The organism is Leifsonia poae (assembly GCF_050632195.1).
GTDB lineage: Bacteria > Actinomycetota > Actinomycetes > Actinomycetales > Microbacteriaceae > Leifsonia > Leifsonia poae_C.
This window is the reverse complement of sequence record NZ_CP192580.1, coordinates 1,723,147-1,743,482: the sequence shown is the minus strand read 5'-3', so window position 1 is coordinate 1,743,482 and position 20,336 is coordinate 1,723,147. Positions and strand designations below refer to the sequence as shown.

Genomic DNA, 20,336 nt, shown 5'->3' with positions numbered 1-20,336 from the left:
GGTGCTGCTACTGGGGCAGCACGGCTTCGATGGGACCGCGGGCGAAGTAGATCAGGAACCCGGCTGCGACGATCCACAGCAGCGGGCTGATCTCGCGGGCCTTTCCGGCGAGCGAGCGGACGAGCACCCAGCTGATGAAGCCGACGCCGATGCCGTTCGCGATCGAGTACGTCAGCGGCATGACGATGATCGTGAGGAACACGGGCAGCACGACGGAGAACTCGCTGAAGTCGATGTAGCGGATCTGCGACACCATCAGCGAACCGACCACGACGAGCGCGGCGGCGGCCACCTCGAGCGGGACGACCTGGGTCAGCGGCGTGAAGAACATCGCGAGCAGGAAGAGCACGCCGGTGACGACGCTCGCGAACCCTGTCTTGGCGCCCTCACCGATTCCGGATGCGGACTCGACGAACACCGTGTTGGACGACGCCGACGTGCCACCACCGACCACAGCACCGACGCCCTCGACGATCAACGCGGACTGCAGGCGCGGGAAGGTTCCGTCTTCGTTGGCGAGTCCGGCAGATCGGGCGAGCCCGGTCATGGATCCCATCGCGTCGAAGAAGTTCGTGAAGACCAGGGTGAAGATGAGCATGATCGCGGCCAGGGCGCCGATTCGGCCGAACGATCCGAACAGGTCGAACTGACCGACAAGGCTCAGGTTCGGCAGCGAGACGAGCGACGACGGGAGCTGCGGTACCGTCAGGTTCCAGCCGGCGGGGTTCTTGCCGCCGAGCGACGGGCCGACGTGGAAGATCGCCTCGACGATGATGGCCACCACGGTCGCCGCGACGATGCCGATCAGGAGGGCGCCCTTGACCTTGCGCGCCATCAGCACGCCCATGATCACCAGGGCGAGTAGGAAGATCAGGGTCGGAGCCGTGGCGATCGAGCCGGCCTCACCCAGCTGGACCGGCGGCGACGACATGTTCGTCGAACGAACGAAACCGCTGTCGACGAATCCGATGAACGCGATGAAGAGACCGATGCCGACCGTGATCGCGGTCTTCAGCGGTGCGGGCACCGCATTGAAGATCAGCCGCCGCAGGCCGGTAGCCGCCAGCAGCACGATGATCAGGCCGTTGATGACGACGAGACCCATAGCCTCCTGCCAGGTCAGGATCTGCACGACATTGACCGCGAGGAACGAGTTGATGCCGAGCCCAGCCGCGAATGCGAACGGCAGCCGCGCCACCAGGCCGAACAGCACCGTCATGAAGCCGGCGCTGAGCGCGGTCACCGCGGCGACCTGGGCTCCCTGCAGCGAGTGGCCCGCCACATCCGGAGTGCCGCCTAGGATGAGCGGGTTCAGGATGACGATGTACGCCATCGTCACGAACGTCAGCACACCGCCGCGCACCTCGGTGGCCCAGGTCGTGCCGCGTTTGGTGATCTCGAAGAAGCCGTCGAGACGCCCCTTGAACGTCGGGGCGGGTGTCGTGGGTTTGGCCGGAGCGGAAATGATGGTCTCCCGTAGTATCTCGGAGGGCTTGTCGTGTGCGAATCGCGCCCGTCAAGCCTAAAGCCCAACTCGACACGAAGGACGTCAATGGCACTGCCCTGGAAACTGCACGGTGACGGAAAGAACGTGGGGGCGTCCGAGGTCGTCCTTCCGGGCGAGCGGCTCACCTGGCCGAGGACCATCGGACTCGGAGCCCAGCACGTCGTCGCGATGTTCGGCGCCACGTTCCTCGTCCCGGTCCTCACCGGCTTCCCGCCGAGCACCACGCTGCTCTTCTCGGGCATCGGAACCATACTTTTCCTCCTGATCACCCGCAATAAACTGCCGAGCTACCTCGGCTCTTCGTTCGCGTTCATCGCGCCCATCACGGCGGCGACGGCGAGCAACGGGATGGGGAGCGCCCTCTTCGGGATCGCGGCGGTCGGCGTGCTGCTGGCGATCGTCGGCGCGATCGTGATCCTCACCGGAACCGGCTGGATCGACGCGCTCATGCCACCGGTCGTCGCGGGTGCGATCGTCGCGCTGATCGGTTTCAACCTGGCGCCTGCGGCCCGCGACAACTTCGTCAAGGCGCCGTGGACCGCGTTGGTGACCCTGCTGGCCGTGATCCTGTGCACGGTCCTGTTCAAGGGTCTGCTCGGGCGACTGGCGATCTTCGTCGGGGTCGTGGTCGGCTACGTCTTCGCTGTCATCGTCGGCCAGGTCGACTTCTCCCAGGTCGCGAAGGCGGACTGGATCGGCCTCCCGCAGTTCGCGCTCGCGACGAACCCATTCCAGTACCCGGCTCAGACGTTCGGGATCCTGCCCGCCTTCCTGCCCGTCGTGCTCGTGCTCGTGGCGGAGAACGTCGGACACATCCGCGGAGTTGCCCAGCTGACCGATCCCTCCGTGAACAAGCTCACCGGACGCGCGCTCCTCTCCGACGGTCTGGCGACGACCCTCGCGGGTCTCTTCGGCGGTTCCGGAACGACGACATACGGCGAGAACATCGGCGTGATGGCAGCGACGAAGGTCTACTCAACGGCGGCGTACTGGGTGGCCGGAATCGTCGCGGTGCTGCTCGGCCTCTCCCCCAAGATCGGCGCCGTGATCAACACGATCCCCGCCGGCGTGCTCGGCGGCGTGACGACGGCCCTCTACGGCCTGATCGGCATCATCGGCGTGAAGATCTGGATCGACAACAAGGTGGACTTCTCGAAGCCGGTCAACCAGTTCACCGCGGCGACGGCGCTCATCGTCGGCATCGCGGACTTCACGCTGAACATCGGCCAGCTCACCTTCAACGGCATCGCGCTCGGCACGATCGCCGCGATCGTCGTCTACCACCTGATGCGCACGGTGGCGCGCTGGCGGGGAACGGACTGACGACGAGGAACACGAAACAGCAGAAGTTACAACGGAGCCGCGTGGACGCCATTGTCCGCGCGGCTCCGTTGTGTCCGGGGGCCGGCCGGTGCCGGTGAGACATCCGGCCGGTGTTGCCTACTGGTGGAAGAACGGGATGATCAGGTACAGCCCGTAGAGCACGGCGGCTCCGCAGACCGTGAAGCACGCGTACGCGCCGGTCAGCGCGGCGCGTTTCTGACCATCCGTGAGCGGGTTGCGCTTGCGGGCCTTCTTGGCCTTCTTGGCGGCGCGGGCCGCCTCCTCCGGCGAGATGACGGTGATCGCATCCGTGAACTCGACCGGCTCGACGAAGAGCGCGCGTCCGGCGACGGCCAGCAGACGCGTGCCGAGGGCGTAGAAGCCGACGACGACGCACGACCCGATGAGGGAGGCGGCGAAGACGATCAGGAAGGCTCCCCAGTCGATCATGCTGACTCCTTCTTGGGGTCGCGCGGCTTCTTCAGCGGCTTGACCTTCTTGATCCTGACCGCGCGACCGGATGCGGCCACCTCGCTGGCACCCTGAACGGGCAGCGGCGCGACCGCGTTCTCACTGTCGACGCTGTTGCGACGGGAGAGGACGAAGATCGTCGTGATGATGGCGACGGCGATCACCAGGTCGATCAGGATGCCCACGGGGCCGAATCCCGCGAGGAACGCTGCGACGCCGCCGACGATCGCCGCCGCGGGCAGCGTCAGCAACCAGCCGAGCGCGATCCGGCCTGCCGTGCCCCAGCGGACGGATGCCCCACGCCGGCCGAGCCCGGAGCCGATGACCGATCCGGAGGCGACCTGCGTCGTCGAGAGGGCGAAGCCGAGGTGGCTGGAGGCCAGGATGGTCGCCGCGGTGCCCGTCTCGGCTGCGAAGCCCTGCGCGGGCTTCACCTCGGTGAGTCCGCGGCCCAGGGTGCGGATGATGCGCCAGCCGCCCGAGTACGTTCCGATCGCGATCGCGAGCGCGCACGACACGATCACCCACAGCTCCGGACCGCTGCCGGCCGTCTGCAGGCCCGCGGCGATCAGCGTGAGAGTGATGATCCCCATCGTCTTCTGGGCGTCGTTCGTGCCGTGGGCGAGCGCCACCAGGGACGACGAGAAGATCTGGCCGTAGCGGAACCCGCCGCGGCCATCCGGTCGACCGTCGTAGCGGCGGGTGATCCAGTACGCGAGCTTGGTGGCGCTGTATGCGACGACTCCGGCCGTCACCGGGGCTATCACGGCCGGCAGGATGACCTTGTCGAGCACGACGAGGAAGTCGACGGCTCCGAAGCCGACCCCGACGATCGCGGCGCCGATCAGACCGCCGAAGAGGGCGTGACTGGACGACGACGGCAGGCCGAGCAGCCAGGTGACCATGTTCCAGATGATGGCGCCGACGAGCCCCGCGAAGATCAGCTCCGGAGTGATCTGCACACCGCCGTCGCCCTCTTTGATGATGCCGCCCGAGATCGTCTTGGCGACCTCCGTGGAGAGGAATGCCCCGACGAGGTTCAGGACCGCTGCCAGCGCGACGGCGACCTTCGGTCGCATGGCCCCGGTCGCGATGGGCGTGGCCATCGCGTTCGCGGTGTCATGGAAACCGTTCGTGAAGTCGAAGAACAGGGCCAGCGCGATGACCAGCACGACAATCAGGGTGAGATCCACCGGCGCCTTTCTAGGGTGCAGTCTCGTGTTGGAACATAGTGCGCCCCGAGACAAGAATTCCTCGGGATTTCATGCGATCGACCTGGCGCTCATGCGCGACCACGACGATAATCACACGCCTTCGGGCACAGGTCAACTTGGCTCGTCAGAGCCGGTTGACAGCCGTGACGCGCAACACGGCGACACCGGCCTCCGCCGAGGCGCCGAGCAGCACATCCGCGCTGATCCCCCAGTCGTGGTCGCCCGCCGGGTCGGCGAGGATCTGACGCACGCGCCAGACCCCTTCGGTCGCGGCGGGAGCCTCGTCGACGACCAGCATGGCGGCCGAGCGGGCCGTCGCATCCGTGCCGATCGCGTCGTGCTCGTCGTAGTAGGCCTCGAGCGCCTCGTCCCAGGCCAGCGCGGTGAACGACGGAGTGGCCTCGCCGGCGAGCCCCGCAGCCTCGGCCTCGAGCGCCCCGAGCTCCTCGACCTTGTCGAGGGCCGCAAGCTGCACCCGGCGGAACAGTTCATTGCGCACGAGCACGAAGAACGCACGCCGGTTGGTGGTCACGTTGCGGGGCGCGGGCGGCGCGATCTCCGTCGATTCGGCGGCGTGCTTTGCGGCATCCGGGTGGATGAGCTCCTCCCACTCGTCGAGCAGGCTCGAGTCCACCTGACGTACCAGTTCGCCCAGCCACTCGATGAGATCCCGCAGATCGTCGGTGCGCAGCTCGAGCGGAACCGTCTGACCGAGCGCCCGGTACGCATCCGACAGGTACCTGAGCACGACCCCTTCCGAGCGGGCGAGCTTGTAGAACGCGATGAATTCGCCGAAGGTCATCGCCCGCTCGTACAGGTCGCGCACGACCGATTTCGGGCTGAGCTCGAAGTCGGTGACCCACGGCTGGCTGCCCGCGTAGGTGACGAAGGCCTCGTGCAGCAGCTCATCATGGGGTTTCGGATGCGTGACCGCCTCCAGCGCCTCCATCCGCTCGTCGTACTCCACCCCCTCCGCCTTCATGGCGGCGACAGCTTCGCCACGCGCCTGGAACTGCTGTGCGGAGAGCACGGGACGCGGGTCGTCGAGCGTGGCCTCGACCACGGAGACGATGTCGAGCGCGAACTCGGGCGACTCGACGTCGAAGAGCTCGAAGGCGGCGAGCGCGAACGGCGAGAGCGGTTGGTTGAGCGCGAAGTTCGGCTGCAGGTCGACGGTGAGACGGATCTGGCCACCCACTTTCTCGACGACCCCGGCCGTCAGCAGCGATCGGTAGAGCCCGAGCGCGCGCCGGGCGAGGGCGAGTTGCCGCTTCCACGGTTCGTGGTTCTCGAAGACGAGCGAGCGCACGTGTTCGAAGACGTCTCCCCCGCGCCCGACGATGTTGATGAGCATCGCGCTCGTGATCTGCATCGACGAGGTCAGGGTCTCCGGTTCGGCGTCGATCAGTTTGCGGAACGACGGCTCCCCCCACGAGACGAAGCCCTCCGGCGCCTTCTTGCGCACGATCTTGCGGCGCTTCTTGGGGTCGTCCCCGGCCTTCTCGATCGCCTTGATGTTCTCACTCTCGTGCTCCGGCGCCTGGGCGACGACCGTTCCCGCCGTGTCATAGCCCGCGCGACCGGCACGGCCCGCGATCTGGTGGAATTCGCGGGCGTTGAGCTGGCGCATCCTGACACCGTCGAACTTGGTCAGAGCCGTGAACATGACGGTGCGGATCGGCACGTTGATGCCGACCCCGAGGGTGTCGGTGCCGCAGATGACCCGCAGCATCCCCCGCTGGGCGAGCTGCTCGACGAGGCGGCGATACTTGGGCAGCATGCCCGCGTGGTGCACGCCGATCCCCTGCCGGAGCAACCGCGAGAGGGTTTTGCCGAACGAGGTCGTGAACCGGAACTCGCCGATCAGGTCGGCGATCGCATCCCTCTGCTCGCGGGATGCGATGCGCGCGCTGGACAGGGCCTGTGCACGCTCCAAGGCAGCGAGTTGCGAGAAGTGCACGATGTAGATCGGTGCCTGACCGGTGCCGAGCAGATCTTCGACCGTCTCGTGCGCGGGCGTGACCTCGTAGAAGTAGTGCAGCGGAACGGGACGCTCGACCCCGGTGACGACTGCGGTCTCGCGTTCGGTTCGACGAGTGAGGTCCGCGGCGAGCGCGGTCACGTCGCCGAGGGTCGCGGACATCAGGATGAACTGTGCGCGCGACAGAGTCAGCAGCGGCACCTGCCAGGCCCAGCCCCGGTCGGGATCGGAGTAGAAGTGGAACTCGTCCATCACGACCTGCCCGACGGGGGTGTCCTCGCCGTGACGCAACGCGAGGTTGGCCAGGATCTCCGCTGTGCAGCAGATGATCGGCGCATCCGCGTTCACGGCCGAGTCCCCCGTCATCATGCCGACGTTCTCGGCGCCGAAGATCTCGACGAGCGCGAAGAACTTCTCCGACACCAGCGCCTTGATCGGTGCGGTGTAGAAGCTGCGCTCGCCGCGCGCAAGCGCGGTGAAGTGCGCACCGACGGCGACGAGTGACTTGCCGGTTCCTGTGGGGGTGCTCAGGATGAGGTTCGCGCCCGACACGATCTCGATCAGGGACTCGTCCTGCGCGGGATAGAGGCTGAGCCCGCCCGCCTCCACCCAGGCGACGAACGTCTCGTACGCTGCGTCGTCGTCGTACGAGCCCGGGCCGGCGTACCCGGGAATGTCCTCTACGCGGAGTCGGCGTGCGGAGACGGACTGATCTGCATCTGGCATGGTGCACCAAGCCTCCCACGCCGCGCCGCGCGCGTCTTACGCCTGAGTCCCAGGTTGCGGACATAGCCTCACGACGTGGCGAATTCAGATCGGGCGACCTTCTGGCGCCCGGCATTCACGGGAGTCGCGAGCGTTCTCGCAGGAGTCGGTGCCGGTGAGCTCGTCAGCGCATTCTTCGTCCAGAACGGCAGCCCCGTGCTCGTCGTCGGCGCGCTGGTCATCGATCTGGTCCCCGCCTGGCTCAAGGAGGCCGTGATCGGCCTCTTCGGAACCGGCGACAAGGCGGTGCTGATCATCAGCCTCGCGCTCGTGCTCCTCGTCGGGGCCGCTGTCGCCGGCTGGCTGGAGTGGATACGACCACCGGTGGGACGCATCCTGATCGGCGTCGGCGGCGCGGTCGGCGTACTTGCGGCGCTCACGCGCTCGGGGGCCGGTTGGCTGGATGCGGTGCCGTCCGTGATCACGGCCGTGGTGGGCATCCTCGTGCTCGGCACTTTGATCAAGATGCTGCGGGCCACCGTCCCGAGCCGCGTCGCGCCGAACGGGGCCGTCACTCGACGCAGGTTCGTCACCGCGACCGGCGCGACCGCGGCCGGCGGCGTTCTGGCCGTCGTCGTGGGGCAGGTCGTCGCATCCGGTTACCGTGCGGCCGCGACCGCGCGCGCCGCGTTCCATCTTCCCCAACCGACCGTCACGGCGCCTCCCGTGCCGCCGGGCGCATCCTTCGACGTCCCGGGGCTGTCGCCGGTGATCACGCCCAACGCCGATTTCTACCGGATCGACACAGCCTTGCAGGTCCCCGGGATCGACCCGGCGAACTGGCGGCTCAAGATCACGGGCATGGTCGAGGAGGAGATCGAGCTGAGCTTCGCCGAACTGCTGAAGCTGCCGCTCGAGGAGAGCACCACCACGCTCGCCTGCGTGTCCAACGAGGTCGGCGGCAACCTCATCAGCAACGCGACCTGGCTCGGCTACCCCATCCGTCACCTCCTCGCCCGCGCGAAGCCGAAGGCAGACGCCGACATGGTGCTGTCGAAGAGTCAGGACGGTTGGACGGCCGGCACGCCGATCGAGGCGCTCACCGACGACCGCAACGCCATCCTCGCGGTCGGGATGAACGGGCAACCCCTCCCGCTCGAACACGGCTACCCCGTCAGGATGGTCGTCCCCGGGCTCTACGGCTACGTCTCGGCCACCAAATGGGTCGTCGAGCTCAACGTCACGCGCTTCGACCAGGCCACCTCGTACTGGGTCGACCGCGGCTGGTCGGAGCGCGGTCCCGTCAAGCTGGAGTCGCGCATCGACGTCCCCGCCGCCGGAACGCAGGTCGCCGCGAAGACGGTCGCGATCGCCGGCGTCGCCTGGTCGCAGCACGTCGGAGTGAGCGCCGTGCACGTGCAGATCGACGACGGTCCCTGGCAGCAGGCCGACCTGGCGGACGCGATCTCGATCGACACCTGGCGGCAATGGAAGTACGCGTGGGCGGCGACGAAGGGCAGCCACAGCATCCGGGTGCGTGCCACGGACGCGAACGGCAAGGTCCAGACCTCGAAAGTCGCCGACGTCGTCCCGAACGGCGCGACCGGACTGCACCAGATCAGCGTCACGGTCGCGTAGTCGGTAGCCTGGACGAATGGCCCTTCCGCCCCTCGTCGAGCCCGGTCCGGAGCTCTCGCCCGATCGGCACGAGCGCTACGCCCGCACTGCCATCCTCCCCGGCTTCGGGATGCTCGCCCAGCGCCGAATCCGCAACGCGCGCGTGCTCGTGGTCGGCGCAGGCGGGCTCGGCAGCGCCGTGCTCCCGACGCTCGCCACAGCAGGATTCGGAACGGTCGGCGTCATCGACGGCGACCGGGTCGAGGCCAGCAACCTGCCGAGGCAGAGCATCCACACGCCCGCTCAGGTCGGAAGGCTCAAGGTCGAGTCGGCGGCGGATGCCATCACCGCGCTCGATTCCGACACGGTGGTGCGCACCTTCGACACGATGCTGACCGCGGATAACGCGCTTCGCATCCTGAGCGACTTCGACCTGGTGCTCGACGGCAGTGACAACTTCGAGACGCGCTATCTCGTCAACGATGCGGCGGTGCTCATCGGAGTTCCCGTGGTCTGGGGCGCGGTCGACCAATTCGGCGGACAGGTCGGGGTGAGCTGGGCGGTACACGGCCCGCACTACCGCGATCTGTTCCCCGTTCCGCCCGAGCCTGGCAGCGTGCTCAGCTGCGCCGAGGCGGGCGCCCTGCCGTCGGTGTGCGCAGTGGTCGGCGGGGTCATGCTCAGCGAGGCGATCAAGCTGGTGACCGGGGTCGGGGATGCGCTGCTCGGCCGCGTGCTCGTGCACGACGCCCTGCGCGGCAGCTTCCGCGAGCTGCGCTACGAGCGCGATCCCGAAGGCGTCCCGGTGACGACGCTCGCGGCGACGTCGATCGCCGACGCCCCAGCCGATGTGGTCGGGCCCGGCGCAATCACTCCCGACGAGTTGCAGGCGCTGCTGCTCGCCGACGCTCCCGTCACCATCATCGACGTGCGGGATCCCTGGGAGGCCGACGTGGTGGAGATCCCGGGGTCCCTCCTGGTCCCGCTCGCCGTCGTTCAGCGCGATGCGCGCGGAGTTGCGGAACGGCTCGGCGAAGACCCTCTCGTGATCGTCTGCCATCACGGCCCGCGAGCGGAGTTCGCGCGCGAACTGCTGGCGGCCGCGGGTGCGAGGGGCCGGGTGCTCACAGGCGGCATCGATGCCTGGGCACGCGACATCGACCGCGACCTGGCGCGATACTGAACCCATGACCTCCCGGACAACGGTCGACCAGCACGCCGCCACGATCGCGGCCCTGCTGGCGCCGGCGCTCGCCGCCCGCGCCTCAGAGAGCGTCGAGATCGAGAATGCGCTCGGGCGACTCGTCGCCGACGACGTCCTCTCCCCCGTCGACCTCCCGTTCTTCCGCAACTCGCAGATGGACGGCTACGCGGTGCGAGCGGCCGACATCGCGACGGTGCCCGTGGCTCTCGAGGTGAGCGGGGACATACCCGCGGGACACACCACTCCTGTCGCGCTCATCCCGGGCACCACGATCCGCATCATGACCGGCGCTCCCGTTCCCTCTGGTGCGGATGCGATCGTGCCCGTCGAGGACACCGAACTCGTGCTCGGCCGCGACGACGACCTCAACGGGGCCGTCGTCGAGATCAGACGCTCGCGCAGCGTCGGCGAGTACGTGCGCGAGCGCGGCAGCGACCTCCGTCAGGGCGAGGTCATCGTTCCGGCCTCGACCCGCCTCGACCCGCGGCACCTGGCGGCTCTGGCCGCGGCGGGGATCGCGCAGGTGACGGTGCTCTCCCGCGTGCGGGTCGGCATCCTGACGACCGGGACCGAACTCGTGCGCGACGACCGACCGGTGGAGTTCGGGCAGGTGTTCGACGCCAACGGGATCGCCCTCGCGGCGCTGGTCGAGCAGGCGGGCGCGGTCGTGTCGTTCCGCGGCACGAGCGACGACGATCCCGCCGAGTTCCGTACGATCCTGGATGACGCGGTCGCCGCGAGCGACGTCGTCCTCACCTCGGGAGGCATCTCCCAGGGCGCTTACGAGGTCGTGCGCGATGTTCTCGAACCGCTCGGCGCCGAGGTTACGACGGTCGCCATGCAGCCGGGAGGACCGCAAGCTACGGCCGTGGTCGCCGGTGTGCCGATCGTGAGCTTTCCCGGCAATCCGGTGAGCACGCAGGTCTCCTTCACGGTCTTCCTCCGCGGGCTTCTGCGGGAGGCCGCCGGGCTGCCTGCGGCCGAGACCCTCCGCACCGGCCTCGCCACGGCGATCCACTCGGTGGACGGCAAGCGGCAGTTCCTGCGAGGCCGGCTCACCGCATCCGGCCTCGTCGAGCAGGTCTCCGGGCCGAGCTCGCACCTGGTCGCGGGGATGGCCCGGGCCGATGTGCTGATCGACGTACCTGCCGAGGCCGTCGACCTCGCCGCCGGCGCCGACGTGACAGTCTGGACACTATGAGCGAGCTCAGCCATCTCGACAGCGACGGACGCGCCAGGATGGTCGACGTCGGCGGCAAGCCCGAAACTGCGCGCGTCGCCGTTGCTCGGGGCCGCTTCGTGACGACCCCCGAGGTCGTGCGCCTGGTGCGGGCCGACGATCTACCCAAGGCGGACGTACTGGCGACAGCTCGCATCGCCGGCATCGGCGGCGCGAAGCGCACGTCCGACCTCATCCCGCTGTGCCACCCCCTGCCGCTCACGTTGGTGAACGTCGACTTCGAACTCGATCAGGATGCGGGAACCATCGACATCGAGGTCACCGCGAAGACCACGGGCCGAACGGGCGTCGAGATGGAGGCCCTCACAGCCGTGGCGGTCGCCGGGCTGACCCTGCACGACATGGTCAAAGCGGTCGACCCGGCGGCGAGCCTCACCGATGTGCGACTCGCGTTCAAGAGCGGCGGCAAGCGCGGCGAGTGGCGACGTACCGGCGAGGTGGTTCAGGATGCGGTACCCACCGCGCCCGCGCAGGCCGCGCCGGCGCAGGCCGCACCCGCGCAGTCGGCACCTTCGGCGATCGTGCTCGTCTCCTCGACACGCGCGGCCTCCGGAGTCCGCGAGGATGCGACCGGTCCGGTCATCGCCGCCTGGCTGGCCGAGAACGGCTTCGCAGACGCGGAGGTCCGGGTCGTCGCCGACGCGGACATCGCGTCGGCCGTGCGCGAGGCCGTGGCCGCGCATCCCGCCGTCCTGATCACCACCGGCGGAACGGGGGTCTCACCGACCGACCGCACACCGGAAGCCACCGCTGCCGTCCTCGATCGCGAGCTCGTCGGCGTCGCCGAAGCGCTTCGCGCCCGCGGCCTCGCCAACACGCCCCTCGCCGCGGTCAGCCGTGGACTCGCAGGTGTCGCGGGCGAGACGATCGTCGTCAACCTGCCCGGCTCGCGCGGCGGAGTCGCCGACGGCCTGGCCGTGCTCGGCGACCTCCTCCCCCATCTCGTCGACCAGGTTCACGGTCATGCGGAGCACAGCGCATGAGCTCCGTCTTCGCGCGCATCAGCAGCGACCCGCTCGACACCTCCACGGTCGACGAGTTCGTCTGGAGCTCGGAGTCGGGAGCCGTCGTGGCGTTCCAGGGCATCGTGCGCGACCACGACGACGGCCGCGGGGTCGTCTCGCTCGACTATCGCGCGCATCCCGAAGCCGAGCGGTTCCTGCTCGAATGTTGCGAGACCATCGCCGAACGCAGCGGGCTGCGCGTGGCGGCCGAGCATCGCATCGGCTCGCTCACGGTCGGCGACCTGGCCCTGATCGCGGCCGTCGCGGCGCCGCACCGCGCCGAGGCCTTCGCCGCCTGCGCCGAACTGGTCGAGCTCATCAAGGCGCGCGTTCCGATCTGGAAGCGCCAGCACTTCGCCGACGGCGCGTCGGAGTGGGTCGGTCTCTGACCATCCGAAGCGCCCAAATCCGCGGATGCGCCTGTAACATGTGATTCATGCCGCAGATTCGGGTTAAGGACGCCGCTCAGTTCTTAGGTGTCAGCGACGACACCGTGCGCCGCTGGATCGACAGCGGGATGCTGACGAGCGAGAAGGACGAGTCCGGTCGAGCCGTCGTCGACGGGCTCGAGTTGGCGCAGCTCGCCAAGCAGAACGCGATCCTCCCGGCAGACCCGTCGTCGATCGGGCGATCCGCCCGCAACCGTTTCGTCGGCATCGTGACCGACATCGTCGCCGACAAGGTCATGGCGCAGGTCGAGCTGCAGTGCGGTCCGCACCGGGTCGTCTCGCTCATGAGTTCCGAGGCCGTGCGCGAACTGGGCCTCGAACTCGGGTCCGTCGCCGTCGCCGTCGTCAAAGCCACGACCGTCATCGTCGAGACCCCCGCAAAGGACTGAGAATGCGCACCCGAACCGCCGGCATCGCCATCGCAGGAGCCATCGCCCTGGCTCTGACCGCTTCAGGATGCTCCGCGGGCGCGGGCTCGGACGCGTCGAGCCCGACGTCCAGCGCCTCCGCCACCGACGACCTGAGCGGCACCGCGACCGTCTTCGCCGCGGCATCGCTGACCGCGACGTTCACCGAACTGGGCAAGAAGTTCGAGCAGGCGCATCCGGGAACCACGGTGACCTTCAGCTTCGCCGGCTCGTCCGACCTGGTGACGCAGATCACCGAGGGCGCTCCCGCCGACGTGTTCGCGTCGGCCGACGAGGCCAACATGAAGAAGGCGACCGATGCCGGGGTCACAGCCGATGATCCGGTCGACTTCGCGACGAACGTGCTCGCGATCGCGGTCCCGCCGGGCAACCCTGCGAACATCAAGTCGTTCTCCGATCTCGCCAAGCCCGGCGTGAAGACGGTGATCTGCGCGCCACAAGTCCCTTGCGGCGCAGCGACCGCCAAAGTCGAGGCATCGAGCGGAGTGACCCTGACGCCGGTGAGCCAGGAGTCGTCGGTCACCGACGTGCTCGGCAAGGTCAGCTCGGGCGAGGCGGATGCGGGGATCATCTACGTCACGGACGTCAAGGGCGCGGGATCGAAGGTCGACTCGGTGCCGTTCCCCGAGGCGGCCAGCACCGTCAACACCTATCCGATCGTCGCACTGAAGGATGCGAAAGACGCGAAACTGGCGTCCGCCTTCGTCGACTTCGTGACCGGACCCGATGGCCGCAAGGTGCTCGAGGCCGCCGGCTTCGGGGCACCGTAAAGCTTTGAGCACGTCGTCGAGCGGGTTGGGAGTACCGCGCTGGCTGATAGCCGTCGCAGTCGTGGGCGGATTGTTCGTCCTGTTGCCGCTCGTTGCTCTGATCGCGCGCGTCGACTGGGCGGACTTCATCCCGTTGGTCACGTCGCCCTCTTCGGTGGATGCGCTGCTGCTGAGCCTGCGCACGTCGGTTGCCGCGACCATCCTGTGCGTCGTGCTCGGCGTTCCGATGGCAGCGCTGCTCGCGCGCGTTTCGTTTCCCGGCCAGCGAATCTTTCGGGCACTCGTGCTGCTGCCGCTCGTGCTGCCGCCGGTCGTCGGCGGTCTCGCGCTGCTCTACCTGTTCGGGCGGCGCGGCCTGCTCGGGGGCGTCTTCGATGTGGCGTTCTCGACGACGGCGGTCATCCTGGCGCAGACCTTCGTGGCCCTTCCCTTTCTCGTGCTCAGCCTCGAAGGCGCACTGCGGACGGCGGGAACACGCTACGAAGCGGTCGCTGCCACACTTGGTGCACGGCCGAGCACGGTGCTGCTGCGGGTGACCCTGCCGCTGGTGCTTCCGGCCCTGCTGTCGGGTGCCATTCTGTCGTTCGCGAGGGCGCTCGGCGAGTTCGGTGCGACGCTTACCTTCGCGGGGAGCCTGCAAGGCGTGACTAGGACGCTGCCGCTCGAGATCTATCTGCAGCGCGAGACCGACCCCGATGCCGCCGTCGCTCTCTCCCTGGTGCTGATCGTCGTCGCCGTGGTCGTGGTCGCCGTCGCGCACGGCGCGGGCGAGCCTTCCCGTCGCCGCCGGAGGGCGACCCTGTGAGCGTGCATCTGGAGGCGACACTCGCCGAGCGCGACATCGAGCTCTCTCTCGACGTGGCCACCGGCGAGACCGTCGCCGTGCTCGGCCCGAACGGTGCCGGCAAGTCGACGCTGCTCGGGATGCTCGCCGGTCTCGTGCGCCCCGACACCGGCGCCGCCTCGCTCGGCGATCGCACCCTGTTCGACCTCCCCGAACCTGGCTGCCGCCGCACAAGCGCGGGATCGCGCTGCTTGCGCAGGAACCGCTGCTGTTCCCGCACCTCACCGTTCGGCACAACGTGGAGTTCGGCCCGCGCACGGCAGGGCTCGGGCGCACCGAGGCCAAGAGCGTCGGAGAGCGCTGGCTCGCCGAGGCAGATGCGACCGAGTTCGGCGATCGCCACCCCTCGGAGCTGTCGGGCGGCCAGGCGCAGCGGGTCGCGATAGCGCGGGCGCTGGCCGCCGAGCCCAACCTGCTGCTGCTCGACGAGCCGCTATCGGCACTGGATGTGACGGGCACCTCCGCAGCTCGCCAGATGCTCTCGCGCGTGCTCGCCGACCGCACCGCCGTCATCGTCAGCCACGATGCGCTCGACGCGTACCTGCTCGCTCAGCGTGTGATCGTGCTGCACAGCGGACGCATCGTCGAGCAAGGCCCCACCCGCGCCGTGCTCGAGCGACCGCGCCACGCGTTCACCGCGGAGCTCACCGGGGTGACGCTGCTCACCGGCCGGCGCACAGCATCCGGTCTCGTCACCGACAACGGGAACTCGCTCTTGGCGACCGCGATCGAACCCGTGTCGACGGATGCGCGCGTCGCCGCCACGCTCCGCCCTGCCGAGGTGAGCCTCACGCGGTCTGGGAGGCTGCCCGCCTCGGAGTTCGAGAACCACGTGCCCGCCGTCGTCGTCGACCTCGAACCCCGCGGCGACCTTATCCGCGTCCGCACCGACTCGTACCCTGCGCTGGCCACCCCGGCGACCGTCGCCGATCTCGGCCTGGGGCCGGGCGTCCCGGTCACGCTCACTTTTCCGGCGACCGCCGTCTCGCTCTACCGCGCCTGACCGGATCAGCCGCCGGCGAAGGGCGGGAGCACGTCGACGCTCGCGGTGATCCGCTTGGCGGGATCGCGGGAGACGACCGAGTCCACGAGGAACGAGCCCGACCGCAGCACCCGTTCGATGCCGGACCCGTATCGTTCGAGCAGCTCGGCACGCAGAGCACCGAGCGTCGGCTCGTCGAGGGCGATGCGCTCCTCGGCGCGACCGGTCGCCTCTTCGGCCGCGGCGAAGTAGCGCACGAGCACGGTCTCAGCCACCGATCGCCCCCATGCTCCGCTGCGGCGGCGCGAAAGTGGCGCTGTCAATGCCGTGCCCCGCCTGCTTGTTCCACATTGCTCCGCGCCACCACCGGGCGATCTCCGAGTCGTCGGCCCCGCCGCGCAGCAGGCCGCGCAGGTCGGTCTCCTGGTCGCCGAACAGGCACGACCGCACCGTGCCCTCGGCCGTGATCCTCGTGCGGTCGCACGCGCTGCAGAACGAGCGGGTGACGGATGCGATGATCCCGACGGTCGCCGGTCCTCCGTTCACGAACCACTCCTCGGCCGGGGCCGACGGGTCGTCGCGGCCCTTCTCAATGAGCGTGAACCGGGTGCCGAGCACGTCGAGCAGCTCAGCGGCCGGCACCATGTTGTCGCGCGCCCAGTTGTGGTCGGCGTCGAGCGGCATCTGTTCGATGAAGCGCAGACGGCAGTCGTTCTCGATCGCCCACGCGAGCAGGTCCGGGGCACCGGCAAGCGTCTCGCGCATCAGCACAGCGTTGACCTTGAGCGGGGTGAGCCCGGCGTCGTGCGCCGCGCGGATCCCGGCGAGCACGGCCGGCAGGCGGTCGCGGCGAGTGAGCGAGGCGAAATGCGCACGGTCGACCGTGTCGAGCGACACGTTCACCCGGGTGAGCCCAGCATCCACGAGGCTCCGGATGCGGTGGTCCAACCCGATCCCGTTGGTCGTGATCGAGAGATCGACACCAGGTGCCGCGTCAGCGGAGAGGCCCACGATCTCGGCGAGGTCGGCTCGCATCAACGGTTCGCCCCCGGTGAAGCGCACTTCGGTGATCCCCAGGTCGCGCGCGCCGATTCCGACCAGCCGTCCGATCTCGGCCGCGGTGAGCAGCTGTTCCCGCGGGATGCTCGGCAGACCCTCCGCGGGCATGCAGTATGTACACCGCAGCGAGCACTTCTCGGTGACGGACACCCGCAGGTCGCGGGCCACGCGGCCGAAGCGGTCGACGAGGCCGGGCACATCCGGGCGGCCGGCCGTACTCGGCGCACTCGCGCCAGGCGCGCCGAGCGCGTTCGACCCTGCCGGGCGGGCGGGAAGTCCGAGGTTGACGGCGGTCACCTCTTCACCCTAGACCGGCACGGACCGTAGACCGCCGACGCATCCGGGAATAGGCTCCGAGTATGGGAATCATCTCCTCCGGATTCCTCGGACGCCGCCGCGCCGAGGATCCCCGGCTACCACCCGGACAGTACCTGACCGACGGCTTCCCCGTGCTCTCGGCGGGGCCGACGCCGCGCATCCCTCACGACCAGTGGGCGTTCACGATCACGACCGAGAAGGGCGTGGTGCACCGCTGGAGTTGGGCAGAGTTCATGGCGCTGCCTCAGGACGATGTATCGACCGACATCCACTGCGTCACGAGCTGGTCGAAGCTCGGCACCTCATGGCGCGGGGTGAAGCTCGACACGCTGTTCCAGGATGTCGACACCGACTTCGAGTACACGATGGCCCACTCGTACGGCGGCTACACGACCAACGTCCCACTGGCCGACCTGCTCGACGGCAAGGCCTGGGTGGCGCACACCTTCGATGGCACCGATCTGGCCCCTGAGCACGGTGGCCCCGCCCGCCTGCTCGTTCCCCATCTGTACTTCTGGAAGAGCGCCAAGTGGGTGAGCGGGCTCGAGATGATGGCTCGTGACGCTCCCGGGTTCTGGGAGCAGAACGGCTACAACATGTACGGAGACCCCTGGCGCGAAGAGCGCTACGGGTGAGCAGTGTCTGGCGGGTCGCCGAACTGGTCGGCGCCGAGTTCGAGACGCCGACCGCTCGCACGCTCAGGATTCGCATCCCCGGCCTTCACGGCCACGTCGCCGGTCAGCACGTCGATATCCGGCTGACCGCGCCCGACGGGTATCAGGCTGTCCGTTCGTACTCGATCGCGTCCGCCCTGCCCGGAGATGAACTCGAACTGACCGTCGAGGAGCTGGCCGACGGTGAGGTCTCCCCTTACCTCGTGCGAGGCATCGCCGTCGGCGACCAGCTCGAGGTGCGCGGCCCGGTCGGCGGATGGTTCGTCTGGCGGCCGAGCGACGAGGGGCCCGTGCAGCTTATCGGCGGCGGCTCCGGCGTGGTGCCGCTCGTCTCGATGGCGCGCGCGCACGCGGCGATGCCCAACACGGCGCCGTTCCGACTGCTGTACTCGGTGCGGATGCCCGGGTCGGTGTATTACAAGCAAGAGCTGGCCAAGCTCGAGCAGGATGCCGCATCCCCCTCGAGATCACATACGTCTACACGCGGTCGGCACCGGCGAACTGGCCTGTCGCCGCGGGGCGGCTCACCGAGGACACGCTGAAGCAGCACATCCTGCCCCCGGAGGCGGCGGCAACTTTCTTCATCTGTGGGGCGACCGCGTTCGTCGAGTCCGTCGCCGATTGGCTCGTCGCCGCGGGGTACGACCCCGACCGCATCAAGACCGAACGCTACGGCGGACTCGGAGGCACGACATGACCGACATGGCCGACATGAACTACCTCGACGGCAACGCGGCCGCCGGGCTCCTCTCCGAGGTCTTCGCCGTCGACGTCACGAGCGCGCGCGGCGAATGCGCCCACTGCGGCGACGTGACCGTCGTGGCCAAGGCCCGCGTCTACGTCGACCAGCACGGGATGGTGCTGCGCTGCTCCGCCTGCGGCGACGTTCTCGCCATGCTGGTGGAGCAGCCGGGCAAGGTCTCGATCGACATGCAGGGGATGATCTGGCTGCAGCTCGCGGTCGACGACCAGGCGCATCCGGCGGAGTCCACCGGCCCCGAGTAGGAGCGTCCAGCATCCTCGCCTAGAATTCTCCGGTGCTTCCCGATACCCCCTCGATCGATCCAGACGATCTCGCTGCCGCTCTGCGCGTGCTCGAGACCCTTCACGAGCTCGACGAGGAGCACCCCGACTTCATCACGGTGCGCCGGGCGACCGCGCACATGTTCAAGTCGGTCAAGCAGGCAAGGCGCAGGGCGATCCGCGACGCCGTCGCCGAGAACGACCGCGCCGTCGTCGCTGCGACGGCCACCGGCGCACCCGACCGCATCGACGACGAGACGCGCGGCCTCGACCTCAGCACGAGCGTCTCCGGTGCGACCGCGGGAACTCTGCTCAAGTCGCGAGCCTGTTACATCTGCAAGCAGCACTACACGCAGGTCGACGCGTTCTACCACCAGCTCTGTCCCGACTGCGCCGCCTCAAGCCACGCGAAGCGCAACGCCCGCACCGACCTCACCGGCAAGCGCGCGCTCCTCACCGGTGGCCGCGCCAAGATCGGGATGCACATCGCCCTCCGTCTGCTGCGCGACGGCGCGCACCTGACGATCACCACCCGTTTCCCGAGGGATGCGGTGCGCCGCTTCTCCTCGCTGCCCGACTCCTCCGAGTGGCTGCACCGGCTCCGCGTGGTCGGCATCGACCTGCGCGATCCGTCGCAGGTGGTCGCGCTGGCCGATTCCGTGGCCGCGCAGGGCCCACTAGACATCCTCATCAACAACGCGGCCCAGACGGTGCGCCGCTCCCCCGGTGCGTACTCCCTCCTCGCCGAGGCCGAGTCGCAGCCGCTGCCCGACGGGCCGCTTCCCGAGATGGTGACCTTCGGGCATACAAACGATCCGCACCCGCACGCCCTGGAGGCGTCGGTGGCGGCGCATCCGCTTCTCTCGGTCGCCAGCCTTGCAGGCACGGTGGGCGCGCTCGCGCATCCGGTCGCTGTGACCGCCGACGAGCTCGCCGAACTGGCCATGGCGCCGGGATCCTCGTCTCTCGCCAAGCACGCCGACGGCACGGCCATCGACGCCGGCGGCCTGGTCCCCGACGTGAACGTGGTCAACAGCTGGACCCAGGCCGTTCAGGATGTGGACCCGCTGGAGATGCTCGAGGTGCAGCTCTGCAACACCACGGCCCCCTTCCTGCTGATCAGCCGCCTGCGCGCATCCATGGCCGCGGCTCCCTCCGGACGCTCGTACGTGGTGAACGTGTCCGCGATGGAGGGCGTGTTCGGCCGGCAGTACAAGGGCCCGGGGCATCCCCACACCAACATGGCGAAGGCCGCTCTGAACATGCTTACGCGCACGAGTTCGCGCGAGATGTTCGAGACCGATGGCATCCTGATGACCAGTGTCGACACCGGCTGGATCACGGACGAGCGCCCGCACTACACGAAGGTCCGTCTCGCCGAGGAGGGCTTCCACGCCCCCTCGATCTTGTCGACGGCGCGGCCCGCGTCTACGACCCGATCGTGCGCGGAGAGGCCGGCGAAGACCTGCACGGAGTGTTTCTGAAGGACTACCGCGTCTCCGCGTGGTGACCGGTACTGTGAA

The 20,336-nt window shown here is 68.8% G+C and carries 19 protein-coding genes and 2 pseudogenes; 15 read left to right on the top strand and 6 right to left on the bottom strand.

Annotation, left to right across the window (positions count from 1 at the left end):
• Nucleotides 1–7 precede the first annotated feature (7 nt).
• Nucleotides 8–1,465: an NCS2 family permease gene (locus ACQ86A_RS08825; RefSeq protein ID WP_431280408.1), complete on the bottom strand. Its 1,458-nt coding sequence runs from the start codon at nt 1,463–1,465 to the stop codon at nt 8–10.
• An 87-nt stretch (nt 1,466–1,552) separates the two neighbouring features.
• Between ACQ86A_RS08825 and ACQ86A_RS08820 the strand changes: the two genes are divergently transcribed.
• Nucleotides 1,553–2,830: a uracil-xanthine permease family protein gene (locus ACQ86A_RS08820; protein ID WP_431280160.1), complete on the top strand. Its 1,278-nt coding sequence runs from the start codon at nt 1,553–1,555 to the stop codon at nt 2,828–2,830.
• Nucleotides 2,831–2,947: 117 nt separating this feature from the next.
• Here the strand turns inward: ACQ86A_RS08820 and ACQ86A_RS08815 are convergent, their stop codons facing one another.
• The 3 genes from ACQ86A_RS08815 to ACQ86A_RS08805 all read right to left on the bottom strand — a co-directional run bounded on the left by ACQ86A_RS08815 (nt 2,948) and on the right by ACQ86A_RS08805 (nt 7,222).
• Complete coding sequence (locus tag ACQ86A_RS08815) at nt 2,948–3,280, bottom strand: peptidase (protein WP_431280159.1); 333 nt, start codon at nt 3,278–3,280, stop codon at nt 2,948–2,950.
• Nucleotides 3,277–4,494, bottom strand: a complete 1,218-nt coding sequence (locus ACQ86A_RS08810; protein WP_431280158.1) for an inorganic phosphate transporter — start codon at nt 4,492–4,494, stop codon at nt 3,277–3,279. Before ACQ86A_RS08810 ends, ACQ86A_RS08815 begins: the two co-directional genes overlap by 4 nt.
• 145 nt (nt 4,495–4,639) lie before the next feature.
• A complete protein-coding gene (locus tag ACQ86A_RS08805) occupies nt 4,640–7,222 on the bottom strand; it encodes a DEAD/DEAH box helicase (RefSeq protein ID WP_431280157.1) in 2,583 nt (860 codons plus the stop codon).
• Between the two features lie 75 nt (nt 7,223–7,297).
• Between ACQ86A_RS08805 and ACQ86A_RS08800 the strand changes: the two genes are divergently transcribed.
• The 10 genes and pseudogenes from ACQ86A_RS08800 to ACQ86A_RS08755 all read left to right on the top strand — a co-directional run bounded on the left by ACQ86A_RS08800 (nt 7,298) and on the right by ACQ86A_RS08755 (nt 15,760).
• A complete protein-coding gene (locus ACQ86A_RS08800; RefSeq protein ID WP_431280156.1) occupies nt 7,298–8,839 on the top strand; it encodes a molybdopterin-dependent oxidoreductase in 1,542 nt (513 codons plus the stop codon).
• A 16-nt stretch (nt 8,840–8,855) separates the two neighbouring features.
• The gene (locus ACQ86A_RS08795) at nt 8,856–10,001 is read left to right on the top strand and encodes a ThiF family adenylyltransferase (RefSeq protein ID WP_431280155.1); all 1,146 of its coding nucleotides are present in this window, start codon (nt 8,856–8,858) and stop codon (nt 9,999–10,001) included.
• A gap of 4 nt (nt 10,002–10,005) precedes the next feature.
• Nucleotides 10,006–11,223, top strand: a complete 1,218-nt coding sequence (locus ACQ86A_RS08790) for a molybdopterin molybdotransferase MoeA (RefSeq protein WP_431280154.1) — start codon at nt 10,006–10,008, stop codon at nt 11,221–11,223.
• A complete protein-coding gene (moaCB, locus tag ACQ86A_RS08785; RefSeq protein WP_431280153.1) occupies nt 11,220–12,245 on the top strand; it encodes a bifunctional molybdenum cofactor biosynthesis protein MoaC/MoaB in 1,026 nt (341 codons plus the stop codon). Before ACQ86A_RS08790 ends, moaCB begins: the two co-directional genes overlap by 4 nt.
• A complete protein-coding gene (locus tag ACQ86A_RS08780) occupies nt 12,242–12,655 on the top strand; it encodes a molybdenum cofactor biosynthesis protein MoaE (RefSeq protein ID WP_431280152.1) in 414 nt (137 codons plus the stop codon). The genes moaCB and ACQ86A_RS08780 overlap by 4 nt, the downstream gene beginning before the upstream one ends.
• 47 nt (nt 12,656–12,702) lie before the next feature.
• A complete protein-coding gene (locus tag ACQ86A_RS08775) occupies nt 12,703–13,104 on the top strand; it encodes a TOBE domain-containing protein (protein WP_431280151.1) in 402 nt (133 codons plus the stop codon).
• 2 nt (nt 13,105–13,106) lie between these two features.
• Complete coding sequence (gene modA, locus ACQ86A_RS08770; RefSeq protein WP_431280150.1) at nt 13,107–13,913, top strand: molybdate ABC transporter substrate-binding protein; 807 nt, start codon at nt 13,107–13,109, stop codon at nt 13,911–13,913.
• A 4-nt stretch (nt 13,914–13,917) separates the two neighbouring features.
• A complete protein-coding gene (locus ACQ86A_RS08765; RefSeq protein ID WP_431280149.1) occupies nt 13,918–14,718 on the top strand; it encodes an ABC transporter permease in 801 nt (266 codons plus the stop codon).
• Nucleotides 14,715–14,843, top strand: a pseudogene (locus tag ACQ86A_RS08760) (ATP-binding cassette domain-containing protein); the annotation flags it as partial. The gene ACQ86A_RS08765 and the pseudogene ACQ86A_RS08760, both read left to right, overlap by 4 nt.
• Nucleotides 14,844–14,917: 74 nt before the next feature.
• The gene (locus ACQ86A_RS08755; protein WP_431280407.1) at nt 14,918–15,760 is read left to right on the top strand and encodes a sulfate/molybdate ABC transporter ATP-binding protein; all 843 of its coding nucleotides are present in this window, start codon (nt 14,918–14,920) and stop codon (nt 15,758–15,760) included.
• Nucleotides 15,761–15,765: 5 nt separating this feature from the next.
• Here ACQ86A_RS08755 and ACQ86A_RS08750 read toward each other — a convergent pair whose 3' ends face one another.
• Entirely contained in the window at nt 15,766–16,014 is a 249-nt protein-coding gene (locus ACQ86A_RS08750) for a MoaD/ThiS family protein (RefSeq protein ID WP_431280148.1), read from the bottom strand.
• Nucleotides 16,007–17,095, bottom strand: coding sequence for a GTP 3',8-cyclase MoaA (gene moaA, locus ACQ86A_RS08745; RefSeq protein ID WP_431280147.1), 1,089 nt, complete (start codon nt 17,093–17,095; stop codon nt 16,007–16,009). Before moaA ends, ACQ86A_RS08750 begins: the two co-directional genes overlap by 8 nt.
• Nucleotides 17,096–17,157: 62 nt before the next feature.
• On the opposite strand from moaA, the gene ACQ86A_RS08740 reads away from it, so the two are divergent.
• The 4 genes and pseudogenes from ACQ86A_RS08740 (at nt 17,158) to ACQ86A_RS08725 (ending at nt 20,323) form a co-directional block, all read left to right on the top strand.
• Nucleotides 17,158–17,751, top strand: a complete 594-nt coding sequence (locus tag ACQ86A_RS08740) for a sulfite oxidase-like oxidoreductase (RefSeq protein ID WP_431280146.1) — start codon at nt 17,158–17,160, stop codon at nt 17,749–17,751.
• The gene (locus ACQ86A_RS08735) at nt 17,748–18,332 is read left to right on the top strand and encodes an FAD-binding oxidoreductase (protein ID WP_431280145.1); all 585 of its coding nucleotides are present in this window, start codon (nt 17,748–17,750) and stop codon (nt 18,330–18,332) included. Before ACQ86A_RS08740 ends, ACQ86A_RS08735 begins: the two co-directional genes overlap by 4 nt.
• Before the next feature lie 151 nt (nt 18,333–18,483).
• Nucleotides 18,484–18,795 carry a DUF6510 family protein gene (locus tag ACQ86A_RS08730; RefSeq protein WP_431280144.1) on the top strand — a complete coding sequence of 104 codons (312 nt, stop codon included), beginning with the start codon at nt 18,484–18,486 and terminating at the stop codon, nt 18,793–18,795.
• A gap of 32 nt (nt 18,796–18,827) precedes the next feature.
• Nucleotides 18,828–20,323: pseudogene (locus ACQ86A_RS08725) on the top strand (SDR family NAD(P)-dependent oxidoreductase).
• The last annotated feature ends 13 nt before the right edge of the window (nt 20,324–20,336 follow it).

Coding starts and splice junctions, on each gene's coding strand:
- modA (WP_431280150.1), top strand. CDS start 13,107: ATGCGCACCCGAACCGCCGGCATCGCCATCGCAGGAGCCATCGCCCTG.
- ACQ86A_RS08730 (WP_431280144.1), top strand. CDS start 18,484: ATGACCGACATGGCCGACATGAACTACCTCGACGGCAACGCGGCCGCC.
- ACQ86A_RS08780 (WP_431280152.1), top strand. CDS start 12,242: ATGAGCTCCGTCTTCGCGCGCATCAGCAGCGACCCGCTCGACACCTCC.
- ACQ86A_RS08790 (WP_431280154.1), top strand. CDS start 10,006: ATGACCTCCCGGACAACGGTCGACCAGCACGCCGCCACGATCGCGGCC.
- ACQ86A_RS08815 (WP_431280159.1), bottom strand. CDS start 3,280: ATGATCGACTGGGGAGCCTTCCTGATCGTCTTCGCCGCCTCCCTCATC.
- ACQ86A_RS08775 (WP_431280151.1), top strand. CDS start 12,703: ATGCCGCAGATTCGGGTTAAGGACGCCGCTCAGTTCTTAGGTGTCAGC.
- ACQ86A_RS08820 (WP_431280160.1), top strand. CDS start 1,553: ATGGCACTGCCCTGGAAACTGCACGGTGACGGAAAGAACGTGGGGGCG.
- moaCB (WP_431280153.1), top strand. CDS start 11,220: ATGAGCGAGCTCAGCCATCTCGACAGCGACGGACGCGCCAGGATGGTC.
- ACQ86A_RS08740 (WP_431280146.1), top strand. CDS start 17,158: ATGGGAATCATCTCCTCCGGATTCCTCGGACGCCGCCGCGCCGAGGAT.
- ACQ86A_RS08795 (WP_431280155.1), top strand. CDS start 8,856: ATGGCCCTTCCGCCCCTCGTCGAGCCCGGTCCGGAGCTCTCGCCCGAT.
- ACQ86A_RS08805 (WP_431280157.1), bottom strand. CDS start 7,222: ATGCCAGATGCAGATCAGTCCGTCTCCGCACGCCGACTCCGCGTAGAG.